This is a genomic window from Pedobacter westerhofensis, assembly GCF_900182595.1.
GTDB lineage: Bacteria > Bacteroidota > Bacteroidia > Sphingobacteriales > Sphingobacteriaceae > Pedobacter > Pedobacter westerhofensis.
Window position 1 is genome coordinate 125,782 of record NZ_FXTN01000009.1, and the last position, 15,191, is coordinate 140,972.

Below are 15,191 nucleotides of genomic sequence, written 5' to 3' on the forward strand. Positions count from 1 at the left end.
TTTCTAACTTCAATTTGTATTAGCTATTATACTGTTAAAGCTCTCCATAAAGAAGTGACTAAAATTCCAATACCTGCCAATGAGAACGAGCGGTTAGCCGCCCTGCACAACTATGCCATACTGGATTCATTAAATGAAAACGAATTTGACCGCATTACAGAACTCGCATCGCTGGTTTGTGATTGTCCGGTTGCACTGATCTCATTTATTGATGAAAAAAGGCAATGGTTTAAATCTATATTGGGTTTTCCGGCGCAAGAAACGTACAGGGATCTTTCATTTTGCCAGTATACGATTATGGATACTGAGCTTTTTGAAGTGAGGGACGCCATTCTGGATGAACGGTTTAAGGATTATGATATGGTCCTTAACGATCCCAACATCCGGTTCTATGCAGGGTGCCCGCTCACAGATCCCGATGGTTATGCACTAGGATCGCTCGCGGTTATTGACTATCAGCCGAAAATCCTTTCCGAAAAACAACGCAGGTCGCTGGTCCTGCTTGCCGGCGAAATTATGGCCCTGATTACCGAGCGGCGGCAAAAAGAAGAGCTCAGGCATTTTGAGAAGATCTTTAAATTGTCAAACGACCTCATCTGTATCAACGACAGCCAGGGCCTCTTCAAAAAAGTTAATCCTTCCTTTACAAAAATCCTTGGATGGGATACCAGCTTCTTTTTGGGTAAACCAGTAATGGATCTTGTACACCCGGAAGATCTGAGCAGCAGCAGGCAGGTGCATGAAACGCTTTTGATGGGGCAGAGCACGATCCAGTTTACTCACCGTTTGATAACCAAAGACGGAAATTATAAGTCCGTACAATGGACCATTACCCCCGAAATTGCAACAGGCCAGCTCTTTGCGATAGGCAGGGATATTACCGAGGAGAAGTTAAAAGAGGAAAGGCTGGCTGCCAGCGAAGAAAAGCTTCGTGTATTTTTTGAAAATGCACAGGGTTTGATGTGTACGCATGATCTTCACGGAAACTTTTTGTCATTTAACCAGTCGGGGGCTGCCCTGCTTGGCTATACCCGCGAAGAAATCTGTCACCTCAGTTTGTTTGATATTGTTCCTGAAGGCAGAAGTGCTGATATCAGCCATTACCTTTTTGATATCAAAAAAACTGGTACAGCGAAAGGACAGATGGTGATCCGTCATAAGGATGGATCTTCATTTGTCTGGATGTTTAACAATGTGCTCTCCGGCAACGGCGGGGAAGAGCCATACGTCATCTGCAATGCCGCAGATATTGATGACAGGTATCATTTGATCAACGACCTGCAGCGTACCAGGGAAATGCTGGTGCAAACCAATGAGGTGGCCCGGGTTGGCGGATGGGAACTGGATTTTAAAACACAGGAAGTATACTGGACAGCGGTTACAAAAGAAATGCACGGTATTGATACCAATGCAATGCCCGGCAATGTCATCGATTTTTACCGGGGCGCCAACAGGGATATCATGAATAATGCGGTTGAACTGGCGGTTAATTATGGTAAGTCCTGGGACCTGGAACTGCAGATTGTGAATACCAGGGGAGAAGAAGTATGGATCAGGTCTATCGGACATACGGAATTTGAAAATGGCACCTGCAAAAGAATATTTGGTACGATACAGGATATCAATGATAAAAAAACCGCAGAGCTCGAAGTAACGCGGTCAAGGAAATTGCTGGATGACATCTTAAACGCCGCCACAGAAGTAAGTATCATTGCTACTGACCCTCATGGCGCAGTAACGGTTTTCAATACCGGTGCAGAGCGCCTGCTTGGATATAAGGCACAGGAAGTGCTGGGTAAGCAGGCGGCTGATATCTTCCATTTGCCGGAAGAAATTGAGGCGCTGGACAGAGAGTTCTCTGATGATCCGCGCGACCGGGTTTATGGCTTTGATGTGTTTACCCGGAAACTGGGACGCCAGAGTTTTGAGCAGCGTGAGTTTACTTATGTGTGCAAGGATCGGACCCATCGTATCGTTTCTCTTATGGGAACACCCATTCGTGATGCAGAAAACCATATTATTGGTTACCTGGGAATCGGCGTAGATGTTACTGCGACGGTAAAACAAAGGGAGGAACTGCAGGTGGCCAAAGAAATTGCAGAGCAGGCCAATATGGCCAAATCGGAATTTCTGGCAAATATGAGCCACGAAATCAGGACGCCGTTAAATGGGATTATCGGATTTACAGACCTGGTTTTGAAAACAGAGCTTGATGAAAGACAGCAGCAATACCTTTCTATCGTTAATCAGTCGGCAGAATCCCTGTTAACGATTATTAATGACATCCTCGACTTTGCAAAAATAGAGGCTGGAAGAATGGACCTGAACATAGAAAAGTGTGATATCTATCAATTAGCTGCGGATGCAACAGATATTATTACACATACCATCAGGCAAAAGGGCTTAAGTATGCTGATGAACATTTCGCCCCACCTTCCACGATTTGTCTGGGCTGATGCTGTCCGTTTAAAGCAGGTGCTGATCAACCTGCTGGGAAATGCGTCTAAATTTACTGAAAATGGAGAAATAGAGCTGAAGATTGAATTGCTGGCAGCAAATAAAGGCAGATCCACCCTGCGGTTTGGCGTACGTGATACCGGGATCGGGATCAGCAAAAATAAACAGGGAAAGATATTTGAGGCCTTTTCGCAGGAGGATGGTTCAGTCACAAAAAGATATGGCGGCACGGGTTTGGGATTAACCATCTCCAATAAACTACTGGGACTAATGGGCAGCCAGCTTCATTTAGAGAGTGAGGCAGGCGAAGGGAGCCTTTTCTATTTTGATCTCGCATTCAAAGCCGAAGCAGGAAATGCCGATGAAATCCAGGTGCCGGGACTGCCGGGAAATGCGGGTGTGATGGGGACTTTTACAAGCCCGCTGACGATACTGATCGCAGAAGATAACCCCGTGAATATGCTGCTGACCAAAACTGTAGTGAAACGCATTGTGCCCAATGCCAGGCTGATTGAAGCGTTTAACGGACGGGAAGCACTTACGTGCTGTAGTGTCAGCTTGCCCGACCTGATATTAATGGATATCCAGATGCCTGATATGAATGGCTACGAAGCCACCACCAGGATAAGAGCCCTGGAACAGGATGGACATGTACCTATTATTGCTGTTACAGCCAGTTGTTTAAGAAGTGATAAAAAGAGATGCTATGATGCGGGGATGGATGATGTAGTCACCAAGCCCTTTGTTGAGGAAACTATTGCATCGGTGATTCAAAGATGGGTTCTCAAAAAATAAAAAAGCCAGTCCTGTGATCTAAGTGCGATAACAGGACTGGCTAAAGATGATGAGAACGGTACATATCAGAGTTTCACTGTTGCCGGTAAATATTTAGCGATCAGGTCTTCATAATATGGCCTGAGTTCGGATACCACCGGTGGTTTGGGGCTCTTGGAATAGAGGTCGTAGGGATTAAATTTGTCTACCCATTTGAACATCTCCTGATCGTGTGCGTTGAGCAGGTGATCATACTGGTGCTCTCTGTGCTGAGAGTAGAACGAGTGGTACCTGATCATGTATAAGGCTTCTTCAGGAAGATAGTCCTTTGTAATGTGGTACAGGTACTCATCGTGGCCCCATGACATATGTACATTGTCTAATCCGCACTGGTGCGTATATACACCATACTTAGTATTGTAACGCTCGTCGGTACTGTCCGGATTATCGGCAAAGAATTCCGGGTAAACGATCTTATCAGAAAATTGACATCCCACCGGGAATGAATCACCTACTACGTTCCACTGGGGCTCGCCAAATAAGCACAGGACCTTACCGAGGTCATGGATAAAACCGGTTAATACAAACCAGTCGGGATGGCCGTCTGCACGGATTGCTTCTGCTGTTTGGAGCAAATGCTGCAGCTGATCCAGGGAAATATCAGGATCTGAGTCGTCAATCAGTGTATTCAGGTATTCCATCGCCGACCACCATGGCATTTCCATTTTATCAAACTTCAGGAAGTTTGCTTTTTTTGCAAGCACATTGCCGTAAGTCTGATATTTATGGTTAAGACGATAGAATTCCCGTACCGGTTCAATCTCGGGGCTATCATAGTTTCTGAATTCATCTTTGCTCTTTGCCGGAGTACCTGGTTCAGGATACCTCTTCAGTACATCGTCTTCCCATTCATCCAGGCTAGACAATGGAGAGATCTCCTGTTTGCTTAACTCTTTCATACGCTTTAGTTTTATAATGATAATTTAATTATTTACTTACCAAAACACGGTATATAATGCTGCAAGTATCCCGCAGATGATTACCGAGGCCACCATAAATGACGGACTAACTTTAAACATTTTCGTATCTATCTCTAATCCCTGCGGATTATTTTTACTCTTGGGATCGGTCAGTGTAATGATGATCATTACCGCAATAATTATGCAAAATACCCAGGACATCCGGTTTAAAAACGGAATAGCCTCAATCGCCCCCCTGCTGATTTCAGGAAGGAATTTAAACAGGGTTGACAGGGGTATCGTAAGCAAGGCTGCTGTGAGGGCAGCTTTTGAAGTTGTTCTTTTCCAGAAGAAGCCCAGCAGGAAAATAGCAAACACCCCCGGGGAGATAAAGCCTACATATTCCTGTATAAACTGGTACACCTGGTCGAAGCTGCGCAGCGCAGGGGCGATGATAATGGCAATCAGCGATGCGGCTACTACAGACCAGCGCCCTACATTTACCATCTTCTTTTCTGAAGCACCCTGGTTGATAAATTTTTTATAGATATCGAGGGTGAAGATCGTGGCGATGCTATTGCATTTTCCCGCCAGGGAGGCTACGATCGCCGCGGTCAATGCCGCAAAGGCAAGCCCTTTTAATCCTGTTGGCAATAAGTTCATCAGCACCGGATAGGCATGATCTGGTTTTACCGTACCGGAAGCATCCATCATTTCTTTGTGGAAATAACCATGCTGATACAGTACCCATGCACAGATGCCGGGGATCACAACGATCACAGGGATCAGCATTTTTAAAAAGGCAGCAAACAATAAGCCGCTGCGGCCGGTCTTCAGGTCAGCTCCCAGCGCCCTTTGTACGATGTACTGGTTACAGCCCCAGTAGTTCAGGTTGTTAATCCACAGGCCGCCTACCAGCACGGCGATCCCGGGCAGTTCACTGTAGAATTTATCGCCTTTGTGAAAGATCATATGAAAGTGATCACCGGCTTCTGCCCTTAACACCGGAAGGGCCCCCAGTACGGTACTGATGCTGAATTTATCAGATACCATGTTCAGTGCCATATAACAGGTAACCAGTCCGCCGGCTACGAGCACAAAAACCTGGATCACATCGGTATATCCGATCACCTTCATACCCCCAAGGGTAATCAGTGCCGAAAATATGGCCAGCGCGATGATGCAGGTATTGAATGGAATGCCGGTAATGGTTTCAATGGCAATGGCACCTAAGAAAAAGATCGAGGTTAGATTAACGAAAACATACACCAGCAGCCAGAAAACAGCCATCAGTGTACTTACTGTATTGTTGTACCTGCCCGATAAAAACTGGGGCATGGTATAGATTTTATTTTTGAGATAGATGGGCAGAAAAAATACCGCTACAATAATTAAGGTAGCTGCTGCCATCCATTCATAACTGGCAATGGCCAGTCCCATGGCAAAGCCGGAGCCCGACATTCCGATAAAGTGCTCTGCCGAAATGTTGGAGGCGATGATAGAGGCACCTATTGCCCACCAGGTTAAAGAGCCTTCGGCCAGGAAGTAATCCTTTGTGCTGGTACCCGTTTTTTTCTTATTCCAGTATACCCAGTATCCGTAACCGGATACGATAATGAAATAGATTAAAAAAACAACGTAATCGAAGACTGATAAATGGTTCATGTAAATTGTGATAAACAGCTACCTGATACATTTCAGGTAGCTGTGATCATTTCGGTTAATGATTAAAACAAATATGACGATTCCTTATAAGATTGCCTATAACTAATATCCCGGATTTTGCACCAGCTTAGGGTTCAGTGCAAGCTCTGCACGGGGAACCGGGAAGATCCGGTGGTTGGGGTCTGCATCTGTTTTGATACTGTAGGTACGTTCATACAGTCCGTAACGGATCAGGTCATTCCTGCGCCATCCTTCCATAGGGAACTCCCTGCCGCGCTCATCAAGGACATCGGCAAGTGTTACTGAAAGCAGGGGAGCAGCCTTGGCGCGGGCGCGGACAAGGTTTACGAGTGATAGGGCTGTCTGTCCCTGTGTAGCATTAGCACCTCTGAGGATGGCTTCTGCTTTTTCTAAAAGCACATCAGCATACCTGAACATCGGTACATCATTTCCCTGGTCGCGTACCGGGCTTAAACTGTCAGGGTAGAATTTAATGCTGCGGGCACCTTCTTCATTGGCAAGCTCATCATTACCAACATCGAATGTAGCGATGTTTCTAAAGATGATATCCGGAGTAAACTCCAGTTGGTGCTGGATGGCTGCTGTTGGTGCACTGCCAGTGTAAGCGTCGCTTAAACCTTTATTGGTGGTGCTCACCAGGATTGGTGTACCATCATTGTTGTATTGCTTACCGGTCAGGTATGTTTTTTTCCTGACATCGTTTGCGTCAGTATACAAGGCAATAAATGTTGGCAGTGTATACATTGGCCCTGCCGGAGTATATGGCATTTTGTATTTGGTCTGCAGGCTTGGGTGCATGGTAAAACGTGCATAAGTCATACCCAGTGCGTTTAATCCGTCATATGGAATTGCGTAAATAAAATCTTTCACCGCGGGCCCGTTGCTTGGTTTAAACATTGCCAGGTAGTCAGGTGACAGTTCGTACTGAGCACTGGTAATCACGTTGTCACACATTGTTACCGCATCCTGCCATCTTGCTGTGCCTGTATAGTATTGTGAATTCAGGTACATTTTAGCAAGTATAGCATAGGCAAGGCCTTTTGTTGGTCTTCCATAAGTTGCAACACTGTTTGTTCCGCTTAGATTTGGGATTTGAGCAAGCAGTTCTGTTTCGATAAACGTAAAGATCTGTGCACGGCTTTTGGTGCTTAGATCTGCGGTTGGATCAGCGAAGACAGTGGTAAGCGGCACATTGCCAAAGAGATCCATCATATAGAAATAGCACATGGCGCGCATTGTTTTTACTTCAGCCAGGGTTTGTGTTTTGGCCGCGCTTTCAGGTGCACCGGCAAAAATGCTCAGTACCTGGTTGCACTGGCCGATGGTTCCAAATCCCCATGACCATGAGGCAGCGATGTTTCCATTATCTGAATTGTACGTGTGTAAAAACAGCTGTGCATAGGTTGCGCCATCATACCAGTTACCACCGCGGGCTACCAAGACGTTTTCGTCTGTGCTCAGGTTTTGAACAAACCAGTAAGGACGGCCCGGACCTGTATAAAATGAAGTGTAGATTGGCCCTGTAGCCTGAACGAACTGTGCCGGCGTAGTAGGAAAGTTATCCGGGGTCAGTGCCGATCCCGGAACGGTATCAAGCTTCGTACAGCCGGTAAGATAAGCGCTTGCTGCCAGCAGAACCAGCAGGTTTAATTTTTTATATTTTCTGAAGTAATTCATGTCGGTTAATTTTGAGGGTTATTATAAATCTAATTGCAGGCCGGCAAGGAAGCTGCGGGTTCTTGGATAGAAGTTATTACTATCCACGCCAATGAATTGTCCGCTTTGCTGGTTGTTTAAGTTTAAACTCAATTCCGGGTCTACGCCTCTGTATTTTGTAATGGTTAGCAGGTTGGTGCCGGTGATGTATACGCGAAGGTTGTGTACATAATTTCCTGCGATTTTAAATTTGTATGCTAAGGTAGCATTGCTCAGCCTGATGAACTTACCGTCTTCAAGGTATTTTGTTGAGTACAGGTTGGCATTGATATCTGTAACCGGTTCACTCAGTGTGATGGTTGGTATACCATGAGTTGAAGCCTGCGCCGGAGTGTTGAAACTTGCCAGTGAAGCGTTCATGATTTTGTTACCGCCCTGGCCGCGGAAGAAGAAGTTCAGCGTCCATTTTTTGTAACTGAAATCATTTCCAAATCCAAAAATATAGGTTGGCTGTGCATTACCAGCATAGGTTTGGTCAGTACTTTTTGGCGTTGTTGTTGGCTGTCCGTTAGCACCCATGAAAGTAGATACACCATTTACAACACCCAGGTATTTTAGGGTGTAAAACTCTCCAAGCGGATATCCTGCTTCGATAATTGAAACCCTGATACCGCTCTGTCCTGGTCCTTCAGGACCACCGGCATAGATTTTTGATATGTTACTGCCAAGGGAAGTAATCTTGTTTTTATTGAACGAGATATTGCCATATACACCCCAGGTAAAATCTTCAGTTTTTACCGGCGTACCATTTAAGCTGATCTCCACACCTTTATTGCTCATAGAGCCTACATTGGAAACCGTTGTAGATACAAAGTTGTTGATCAGTGAAACAGGTTTATCATAGATCATATCCGTTGTTTTTTTGTTGTACACATCAACTGAACCACCCAATCTGCCTTTCAACAGGGAGAAGTCGATACCAGCGTTCGTGGTAGCAGTACTTTCCCATTTCAGGTCAGGGTTAGGATTCTGGATCACACCAACCGCACCAACATAAGCTCCGCCGGTAGAAAAACTACCTTTGGTACCATACAGTGTAAGCGGAGTATATGGAGAGAAGCCCAGGGAATTTCCTGTCTTACCATAACCCACGCGCACTTTCAGGTCGTCAAATATTTTTTGGGATTTCATGAAGTCTTCGTCAATGATCCTCCATGCGGCAGACCCTGCAGGGAAGTAACCCCATTGATTGTTTGTACCAAAAGCGTTTGAACCATCACGGCGAATGGAAGCCTGAAGGATATATTTACCCAGGTAGCTATAGTTTAAACGCGAGTAGAAAGAGATCAGTTTTAGCGTCTGTTCCTGAACAGAACCAAAGTCTGCACGATTTCCTGTCTGGTAACCCAGCGCAAGATTGTTCGATCCCGTTGCATCACCGGGGAAATTCTGTGCTACAGACTGGAATCCGTCGCCTGTATTGGTTTCATCATATGAATAGCCAACGAGTGCTTTTAAGTCGTGCTTATCACCAAATTTATGGTCGTATGTTAAGTAGTGCTCCATTAATTTTTTGGTGTCTTCGTAGGTAGAGCGGATGGCTTTACCGCCCAGGTTCGGAGCTAATTCAGAAGCCTGGTTGTAATAGGTACTGTTATCAGTTTTTCTGGACTGGTATGCGATGTTCAGGTTATAAACGATGCCAAAAGGTAACTGCAGTTCTGCCCTTGTATTGGCAAGCATCAGGTTAACTTTTTGTTTGTATGTATCGTTGGTGATCAGTCCAACAGGGTTATAGCCCAATTGTAAAGTTGGATCGTTATAAAATGATCCGTTTGCATTATAAATTGTACGTGTAGGTAAATACTGTACTACGGATTTAAATAGTCCCGGGTTTTGTCCGTTGGTAGTTGCCAGCGGCATATCATCTACGATCAGGTTGGAGTTGCTCACAGAATTGCTTACTGAGAAGTCCAGTTTCAACTTGTCATTTAAAGTTTTCTGAGATAAGTTTAAACGTCCGATAAACCTTTTCAGGTCGCTGCCTTTTACAATCCCCTGATCGCTCAGGTAATTGACGCTACCGCCAAAAATTGTTTTATCCGTACCGCCACCAAAAGATAAATTGTGGTTTTGTGCGTAAGCGTTGTCACGTTCTACAGCCTTTTGCCAGTCGGTATTTCCGCCGTTGTCATTCGCAGGGGTAAAAGAAAGACCGTTAGCCTGCACATATGCTCTTTGCTGGGCCGCTGTTGCTACCTCAAATTCATTGGCTACTGATTTTACAGAACCGTAAGCATCGTATGTCATCCTTAACTGGCCTGACCTTCCTTTTTTGGTTGTCACGATGATTACACCATTGGTAGCTCTTGTACCATAGATTGCAGCAGCTGATGCATCTTTCAGTACGTCAATAGAAGCAATGTCTGATGGTGCCAGCAGTTTGAAATCCGCGCCAGGCACACCGTCAATAATATAGAAGGGAATAGAAGCATCTCCACCACGAAGTGATGAAGGGCCGCGGAGCGTAACTGTTGGCGTAGAGTTAGGGTTACCGTCGCCGGTGATATTTAAACCGGCAACCTTACCTTCAAGCAGTTCTGCAGGTGTAGAAACTACCCCGGCGTTAAACTGCTCGGCTTTGATGGTAGTGATGGCACTGGTCAGCTCTTTCTTGGTTGTTGTACCGTAACCTACTACAACTACGTCGTTCAGTTTGTTGCTTACATCGGCGAGCGCAACATTGATGGTAGACTGGTCGCCCACAACAACTTCCTTTGCTTCGTAGCCTACAAAACGGAATACTAAAGTACTGCCCTTGGTCGCAGCGATAGCGTACGCCCCGTTCATGTCTGATGTTGTGCCTTTGGTTGTACCTTTAATGACAATGGTTACAGAGGGAATAGTAACACCCTGAGCATCTTTCACAACACCTTTCACAGTGATGGTTTGTGCATAAGAGTTAGTAAAGGAAAAAAGGAAAGCCAGGCAGAGGATGCTGCAGTAACCTTTAATCCCAGATAGTTTGGGTCTAAGTTTGTTCATACATTTGATTTTAAAGTCTGTTATATTTGGGTAATTGAAACCTTTAAATTGGTTTATTCATCAAAACTGTGAATAAAAAGTATATTATTTGGTTTTACTCAAAATTTATTTACGAAAACGTTTGAGTTGATTGCTATATTGCTGGTTCAACGACACCCAAAAATTTTGTGCAAATGAAGGAGACGATTACGATTAAAACATTAGCTAAAGAGTTAAATATCTCTATCAGTACTGTTTCCAAGGCTCTTAATGATAGTTATGAGATCAGTATCGAGACCAAGCAAAAGGTTTGGGACCTCGCTAAAATGTTAAAATACAACCGTAACCCTTCAGCAAGCAATCTTCGCAGCCATAAAACAAAAACGATCGCAGTGATTATTCCTGAGATTGCCAACAATTTCTTTTCACAGGCCATCAATGGGATTGAGGAGGTAGCCCGTCAGCGTGGTTATCACGTTCTGATCTATCAGACCCATGAAAATACCGATCAGGAGATCGCTTTTACTGACAGCCTGCTGAGCGGAAGGGTAGATGGCATACTGATCTCCGTTTCCAGTGATCATGATAACCGGGATCATTTTACTGCGCTGGTAAAAGAGATTCCTACGGTGTTTTTCGACAGGGTATATGAAGATATTGATGCAGCCAGGATCACCACAGACGATTATGAAAGTGCCTATAATGCCACCAGCTATCTGGTAGAATGCGGCTGTAAAAAGATTGCCTATCTGTTTGCACTAAACAACCTCAATGCAGGGAAACAGCGGATGTCTGGTTACCAGGATGCGCTTAAAGCCCATCAGCTGGCTTACCGTGAAGAACTTACTGTAAACTACGATAAGGATGCTGACCTGAACTATCAAAATATAAAGGATCTGATGCTGAACGAACGGCCCGACGCGGTGATCTCATCGATTGAAGACCTTGCACTGCCCTGCTATTATGTATGCAAGGAACTGGGTATCCATATTCCTGATGATCTCAAGATCATCAGCTTTTCCAACCTGAATACTGCCCCGCTGCTAAATCCTTCCTTAACTACCATTACCCAGCCTGCCCTTGAAATGGGAAGACAAGCTGCCGCCATTCTCTTTAAAATATTAGATAAGAAACATTTTGAGCCTAATGAATGGCTTACGCTGAAATCTACGCTGATCAAAAGAGATTCAACGGCCTGCCACTAACCGGGTATACCGAAACCGTTTTCGTAAAAATAATGGCCTCTTTATATTATAATTTATAGTTTAGCCAGCCTTTACACTATACCAGATATGTTTTTAAAAAATGCCGCTTTCCTCTTTTTATTGTTTTTACTTATAAATTTCCGCTCAGTTCAGGCAAAGCCGAACAAAGATTTTGACATTACTGCTTATGGTGCTGTGGGAGATGGAAAAACAGATAATGCTGTGGCCATCCAGAAAACCATTGATGCCTGTTCAAAATCAGGCGGTGGAAAAGTGATCGTACCGGCAGGGAAAGTTTTTATGTCTGGCCCCTTTGATCTGAAATCAAACATTGAATTTATTGTGGAGGTAAATGCTACTGTGATTGCCAATCCTGATGAGAAGATTTATCAGAAGAGTGCTTTCCGTGAAAACAAGGGCGAAGGCACAATCTGGATCGGCGGGGAGAACCTGGTGAATGTAACGATCTGCGGAGCAGGTACCCTGGATGGTAATGGCATTTCTTTTATGGGTGCCGAGCTGGGCGATTCTTTTGTATTAAAACCATTCAATATAATTGATCCGCGGCCGCACCTGCTTACGATTGTTGGAGGCAGGAATATCCGTATCCGTGATCTGACGATCCGTAATTCGGCCTACTGGACGGTGCACCTGATCGGATGTAATGACGTGGCGATTGATAACATTACGCTGCTGAATAACCTGAAAGTTAGAAACAGTGACGGGATTGATCTTGACCATAGTAAGAATGTGCGGATCAGCAACTGCTATATTGAATCGGGCGATGATTGTATTTGTTTAAAAAACCGCAGGGAATATGAAGAATTTGGCCCCTGCCAGAATATTGTAGTCAGCAATTGTACCATGACATCGCGCTCCTGCGCAATCAAAATAGGTTCTGAGAATATGGATAGTATCAGCCATGTGCTGATCAATAATTGTATCATTAAAAAAAGTAACCGGGGGATAGGCATCCAGAACCGTGATGAAGGGACAGTATCTGATGTGATCTTTTCCAACATCATTGTAGATTCTCATTTGTTTTCTGACGTATGGTGGGGCAAGGCAGAGCCTATCTATGTAACGGCCTATCCACGTGCAAAAGGCAATAACAAGGATGCAGGCTGGCGTTTTCCTAAAGGTGAAACAGAGGGCAGGGTAGGTGCCGTAACGAATATCTATTTCAGCAATATCAGGGGAGTAAGCGAAAACGGTGTATATGTTGGCGGTTCATCAGCTGACAAGGTTTCAGGGATTGTGTTTGACCAGGTTGATCTTAGCATAGATAAAACTACCAGCATACCCGGAGGTACGTACGACCGCCGGCCCAGCAATGTGGAGGGCTTGTTAAAAGGGCTTACTTCTGCGTTTTACTTTGACCAGGCAAATCACATCACGATCAGGAACAGTGCTGTAGTCTGGGGTAGTAACCGCCCGGATTATTTTGGCCACGTAGTGGAGAGCCACGGTGTTACAGACCTGAAGATTGTAAACCTGGAAGGCGAATCTGCCTTTCCAGGAAAACTTGAGAGGATAAAAAAGGAATAGAGCGGGTAAGCCGGGAGATGGCCTGTGAGTCCGTGGTATCTCCGTAATGCGAGCGGTATTGCTGCGACATATAGCCCTATATGTCGCAGCAATACCGCTCGCATCACGCTACAAAGTTGGACCCACAGGCCAGCTGCAGGCCGGCAACACACACCGCCGGTACCCTTATAATTTTGATATCACAAAGTTCCCAAAGTAAGCCATGGCCTCGGCTTCATAACTATAGGGGCCACTGAGGAAAAAGTATTTAAGCGTATGGGCTTTGAACATCCGGGTATCCAATAATTTGATCTTGTTCATATATACCCTCATATCTTCCCCTTCTATCGACATAGAAATATGAATGGTCGTATTTGCATAGTTACTAAGCGGGAAATCAAGGTTAGTGTTTATTTGAGTGTCGCTGCTGGCATTGTTTACCGCTTCATTCCAGAAATGCAGCTGTGTTCCCACGATCGCGTTATCGTTATAGGCATCATTCATATACGCCCGGCCGGAATTATCCCTGGCAAATCCGAAGATTAATGGTCCCATATCCTTTGCTTGTGTACTTCTGGTGAGTATATCAAATTCTACGGTGAAGTTGCCCGGCATGGCAAGGATGCTATCGATCCTGTAGGTTGTACGCGGAGCCAATGCCAGCCATTTACCGGATACATCAGGAATGGTCACAATACTGCCTCCACCGCTGCTTTTCCATTTTTTTGGCATACGACCAGCTTTGTCTGAGGCAAAATTATCTTTAAAATAGACAGTACTTCCGGGAACAAAGGAATACACTTCCTCCAGTTTCGGCATTGGTTTGGAAGACTTTCCTTCAGCAGTTGTTCCAGCCCCCTTTTTGCCATTTATCATGCCGTCAACTTTTCTGTCTACTTTATCCTCCAGCTTCTGCTGAAGTTTTTTAAATAGCTGAGCCTGGGCCTGGTTGATGCCTGCTGTAAATAAAAGAAGCAAAACTGCGGTAATAATCTTGTTGTTCATGATCTGATTGATAGGTATATATCAGTCAAATTTACAGACCCCCGACTTAGTAAAACAGGATGGTAGTTCAGCGTTTTGAATTCGCCGTGATTGGCTTTGAATTTAATGCACTTCAGCTTAGATGCCCTTTGGCTTATAAGTTGTTCAGATAGCTCATTACCTTGTTCTTCTTGTTTTGAGAAACAGGAATTTGCAAGTCACCCTCCAGTAATAGCATATTTGTCTTTTTTCTGTATCCCGTAATGTGTTTTAAGTTTACAAGGTGGGATTGGTGCACGCGCATAAATCCAGTAGGGCTGAGCTGGGTGTCAAATTCTTTGAGCGACTGGGATACCAATATCTTTTGTCCGCTCTTCAATAAAAACCTGGTGTAACTGTTATCGGCTTCAACAGTCAAAATATCTTTGACCGGAATAATGAATATTTCATCAAGTGTCTTTAGCACAATCTTTTTATCGTTCTGATCCTGATGGGTATAGTTATGAATAAAGGTCTCCAGCTGCCGATGGTAGTGCTGTTCGCTCAGGCTCTTCAATGCTTTATCTACTGCGCTCAGCAGATCCTGCGGCAGGTAGGGTTTTAAGAGGAAATCCAGCGCGCTGAATTTAAATGCCGGTAAAGCGTAGTCTGCAAAAGCGGTGGTAAAGATCACCCTGAACTGGTCATTTTTTTCTTTCTGCAGCTCTTGCAGCCAGTCGAAAGAAATGCCATCAGGAAGATTGATGTCGAGGATCAATAAGGTCTGTTTGTGTGCCGACCAGGAGATGCCTGCTTCTTTAATATTGTTGCAGGGATGCAAACTCAATTCCGGAAAATTTTGCTTCAGTGTTTCTTCCATGATATCCAGCCACTGCTGATCATCTTCAAGTAACAGGCATGAAATCTTTGGATGGTTCAT

General features: G+C 44.7%; 9 protein-coding genes. 3 read left to right on the forward strand and 6 right to left on the reverse strand.

Features of this window, described 5'->3' with window-relative positions; genetic code table 11:
• Positions 1-54 precede the first annotated feature (54 nt).
• Positions 55-3,252, forward strand: coding sequence for a PAS domain S-box protein (locus FN831_RS17770; protein ID WP_142529533.1), 3,198 nt, complete (start codon positions 55-57; stop codon positions 3,250-3,252).
• Positions 3,253-3,317: 65 nt separating this feature from the next.
• On the opposite strand, the gene FN831_RS17775 is transcribed toward FN831_RS17770, so the two are convergent.
• The 4 genes from FN831_RS17775 to FN831_RS17790 form a co-directional block, all read right to left on the reverse strand.
• The gene (locus FN831_RS17775; protein WP_142529534.1) at positions 3,318-4,190 is read right to left on the reverse strand and encodes an inositol oxygenase family protein; all 873 of its coding nucleotides are present in this window, start codon (positions 4,188-4,190) and stop codon (positions 3,318-3,320) included.
• Between the two features lie 36 nt (positions 4,191-4,226).
• A complete protein-coding gene (locus tag FN831_RS17780) occupies positions 4,227-5,855 on the reverse strand; it encodes a sodium/sugar symporter (RefSeq protein ID WP_142529535.1) in 1,629 nt (542 codons plus the stop codon).
• A gap of 102 nt (positions 5,856-5,957) precedes the next feature.
• Positions 5,958-7,553, reverse strand: coding sequence for a RagB/SusD family nutrient uptake outer membrane protein (locus tag FN831_RS17785; protein ID WP_142529536.1), 1,596 nt, complete (start codon positions 7,551-7,553; stop codon positions 5,958-5,960).
• Between the two features lie 21 nt (positions 7,554-7,574).
• The gene (locus FN831_RS17790) at positions 7,575-10,577 is read right to left on the reverse strand and encodes a SusC/RagA family TonB-linked outer membrane protein (RefSeq protein ID WP_142529537.1); all 3,003 of its coding nucleotides are present in this window, start codon (positions 10,575-10,577) and stop codon (positions 7,575-7,577) included.
• 173 nt (positions 10,578-10,750) lie between these two features.
• Between FN831_RS17790 and FN831_RS17795 the strand changes: the two genes are divergently transcribed.
• Positions 10,751-11,761 (forward strand): LacI family DNA-binding transcriptional regulator, encoded by a 1,011-nt coding sequence (locus FN831_RS17795; RefSeq protein WP_142529538.1) that lies wholly within the window; start codon positions 10,751-10,753, stop codon positions 11,759-11,761.
• An 87-nt stretch (positions 11,762-11,848) separates the two neighbouring features.
• A complete protein-coding gene (locus FN831_RS17800) occupies positions 11,849-13,309 on the forward strand; it encodes a glycoside hydrolase family 28 protein (RefSeq protein WP_142529539.1) in 1,461 nt (486 codons plus the stop codon).
• Between the two features lie 165 nt (positions 13,310-13,474).
• Here FN831_RS17800 and FN831_RS17805 read toward each other — a convergent pair whose 3' ends face one another.
• Both FN831_RS17805 and FN831_RS17810 read right to left on the reverse strand, forming a co-directional pair.
• A complete protein-coding gene (locus FN831_RS17805; protein ID WP_142529540.1) occupies positions 13,475-14,293 on the reverse strand; it encodes a hypothetical protein in 819 nt (272 codons plus the stop codon).
• A gap of 133 nt (positions 14,294-14,426) precedes the next feature.
• Entirely contained in the window at positions 14,427-15,191 is a 765-nt protein-coding gene (locus FN831_RS17810) for a LytR/AlgR family response regulator transcription factor (protein WP_142529541.1), read from the reverse strand.

What these genes read in the sequence shown, in the direction of transcription:
- FN831_RS17775 (WP_142529534.1), bottom strand. Translation starts at nt 4,190, where the DNA reads ATGAAAGAGTTAAGCAAACAGGAGATCTCTCCATTGTCTAGCCTGGAT.
- FN831_RS17780 (WP_142529535.1), bottom strand. Translation starts at nt 5,855, where the DNA reads ATGAACCATTTATCAGTCTTCGATTACGTTGTTTTTTTAATCTATTTC.
- FN831_RS17785 (WP_142529536.1), bottom strand. Translation starts at nt 7,553, where the DNA reads ATGAATTACTTCAGAAAATATAAAAAATTAAACCTGCTGGTTCTGCTG.
- FN831_RS17790 (WP_142529537.1), bottom strand. Translation starts at nt 10,577, where the DNA reads ATGAACAAACTTAGACCCAAACTATCTGGGATTAAAGGTTACTGCAGC.
- FN831_RS17795 (WP_142529538.1), top strand. Translation starts at nt 10,751, where the DNA reads ATGAAGGAGACGATTACGATTAAAACATTAGCTAAAGAGTTAAATATC.
- FN831_RS17800 (WP_142529539.1), top strand. Translation starts at nt 11,849, where the DNA reads ATGTTTTTAAAAAATGCCGCTTTCCTCTTTTTATTGTTTTTACTTATA.
- FN831_RS17805 (WP_142529540.1), bottom strand. Translation starts at nt 14,293, where the DNA reads ATGAACAACAAGATTATTACCGCAGTTTTGCTTCTTTTATTTACAGCA.
- FN831_RS17810 (WP_142529541.1), bottom strand. Translation starts at nt 15,191, where the DNA reads ATGAACCATCCAAAGATTTCATGCCTGTTACTTGAAGATGATCAGCAG.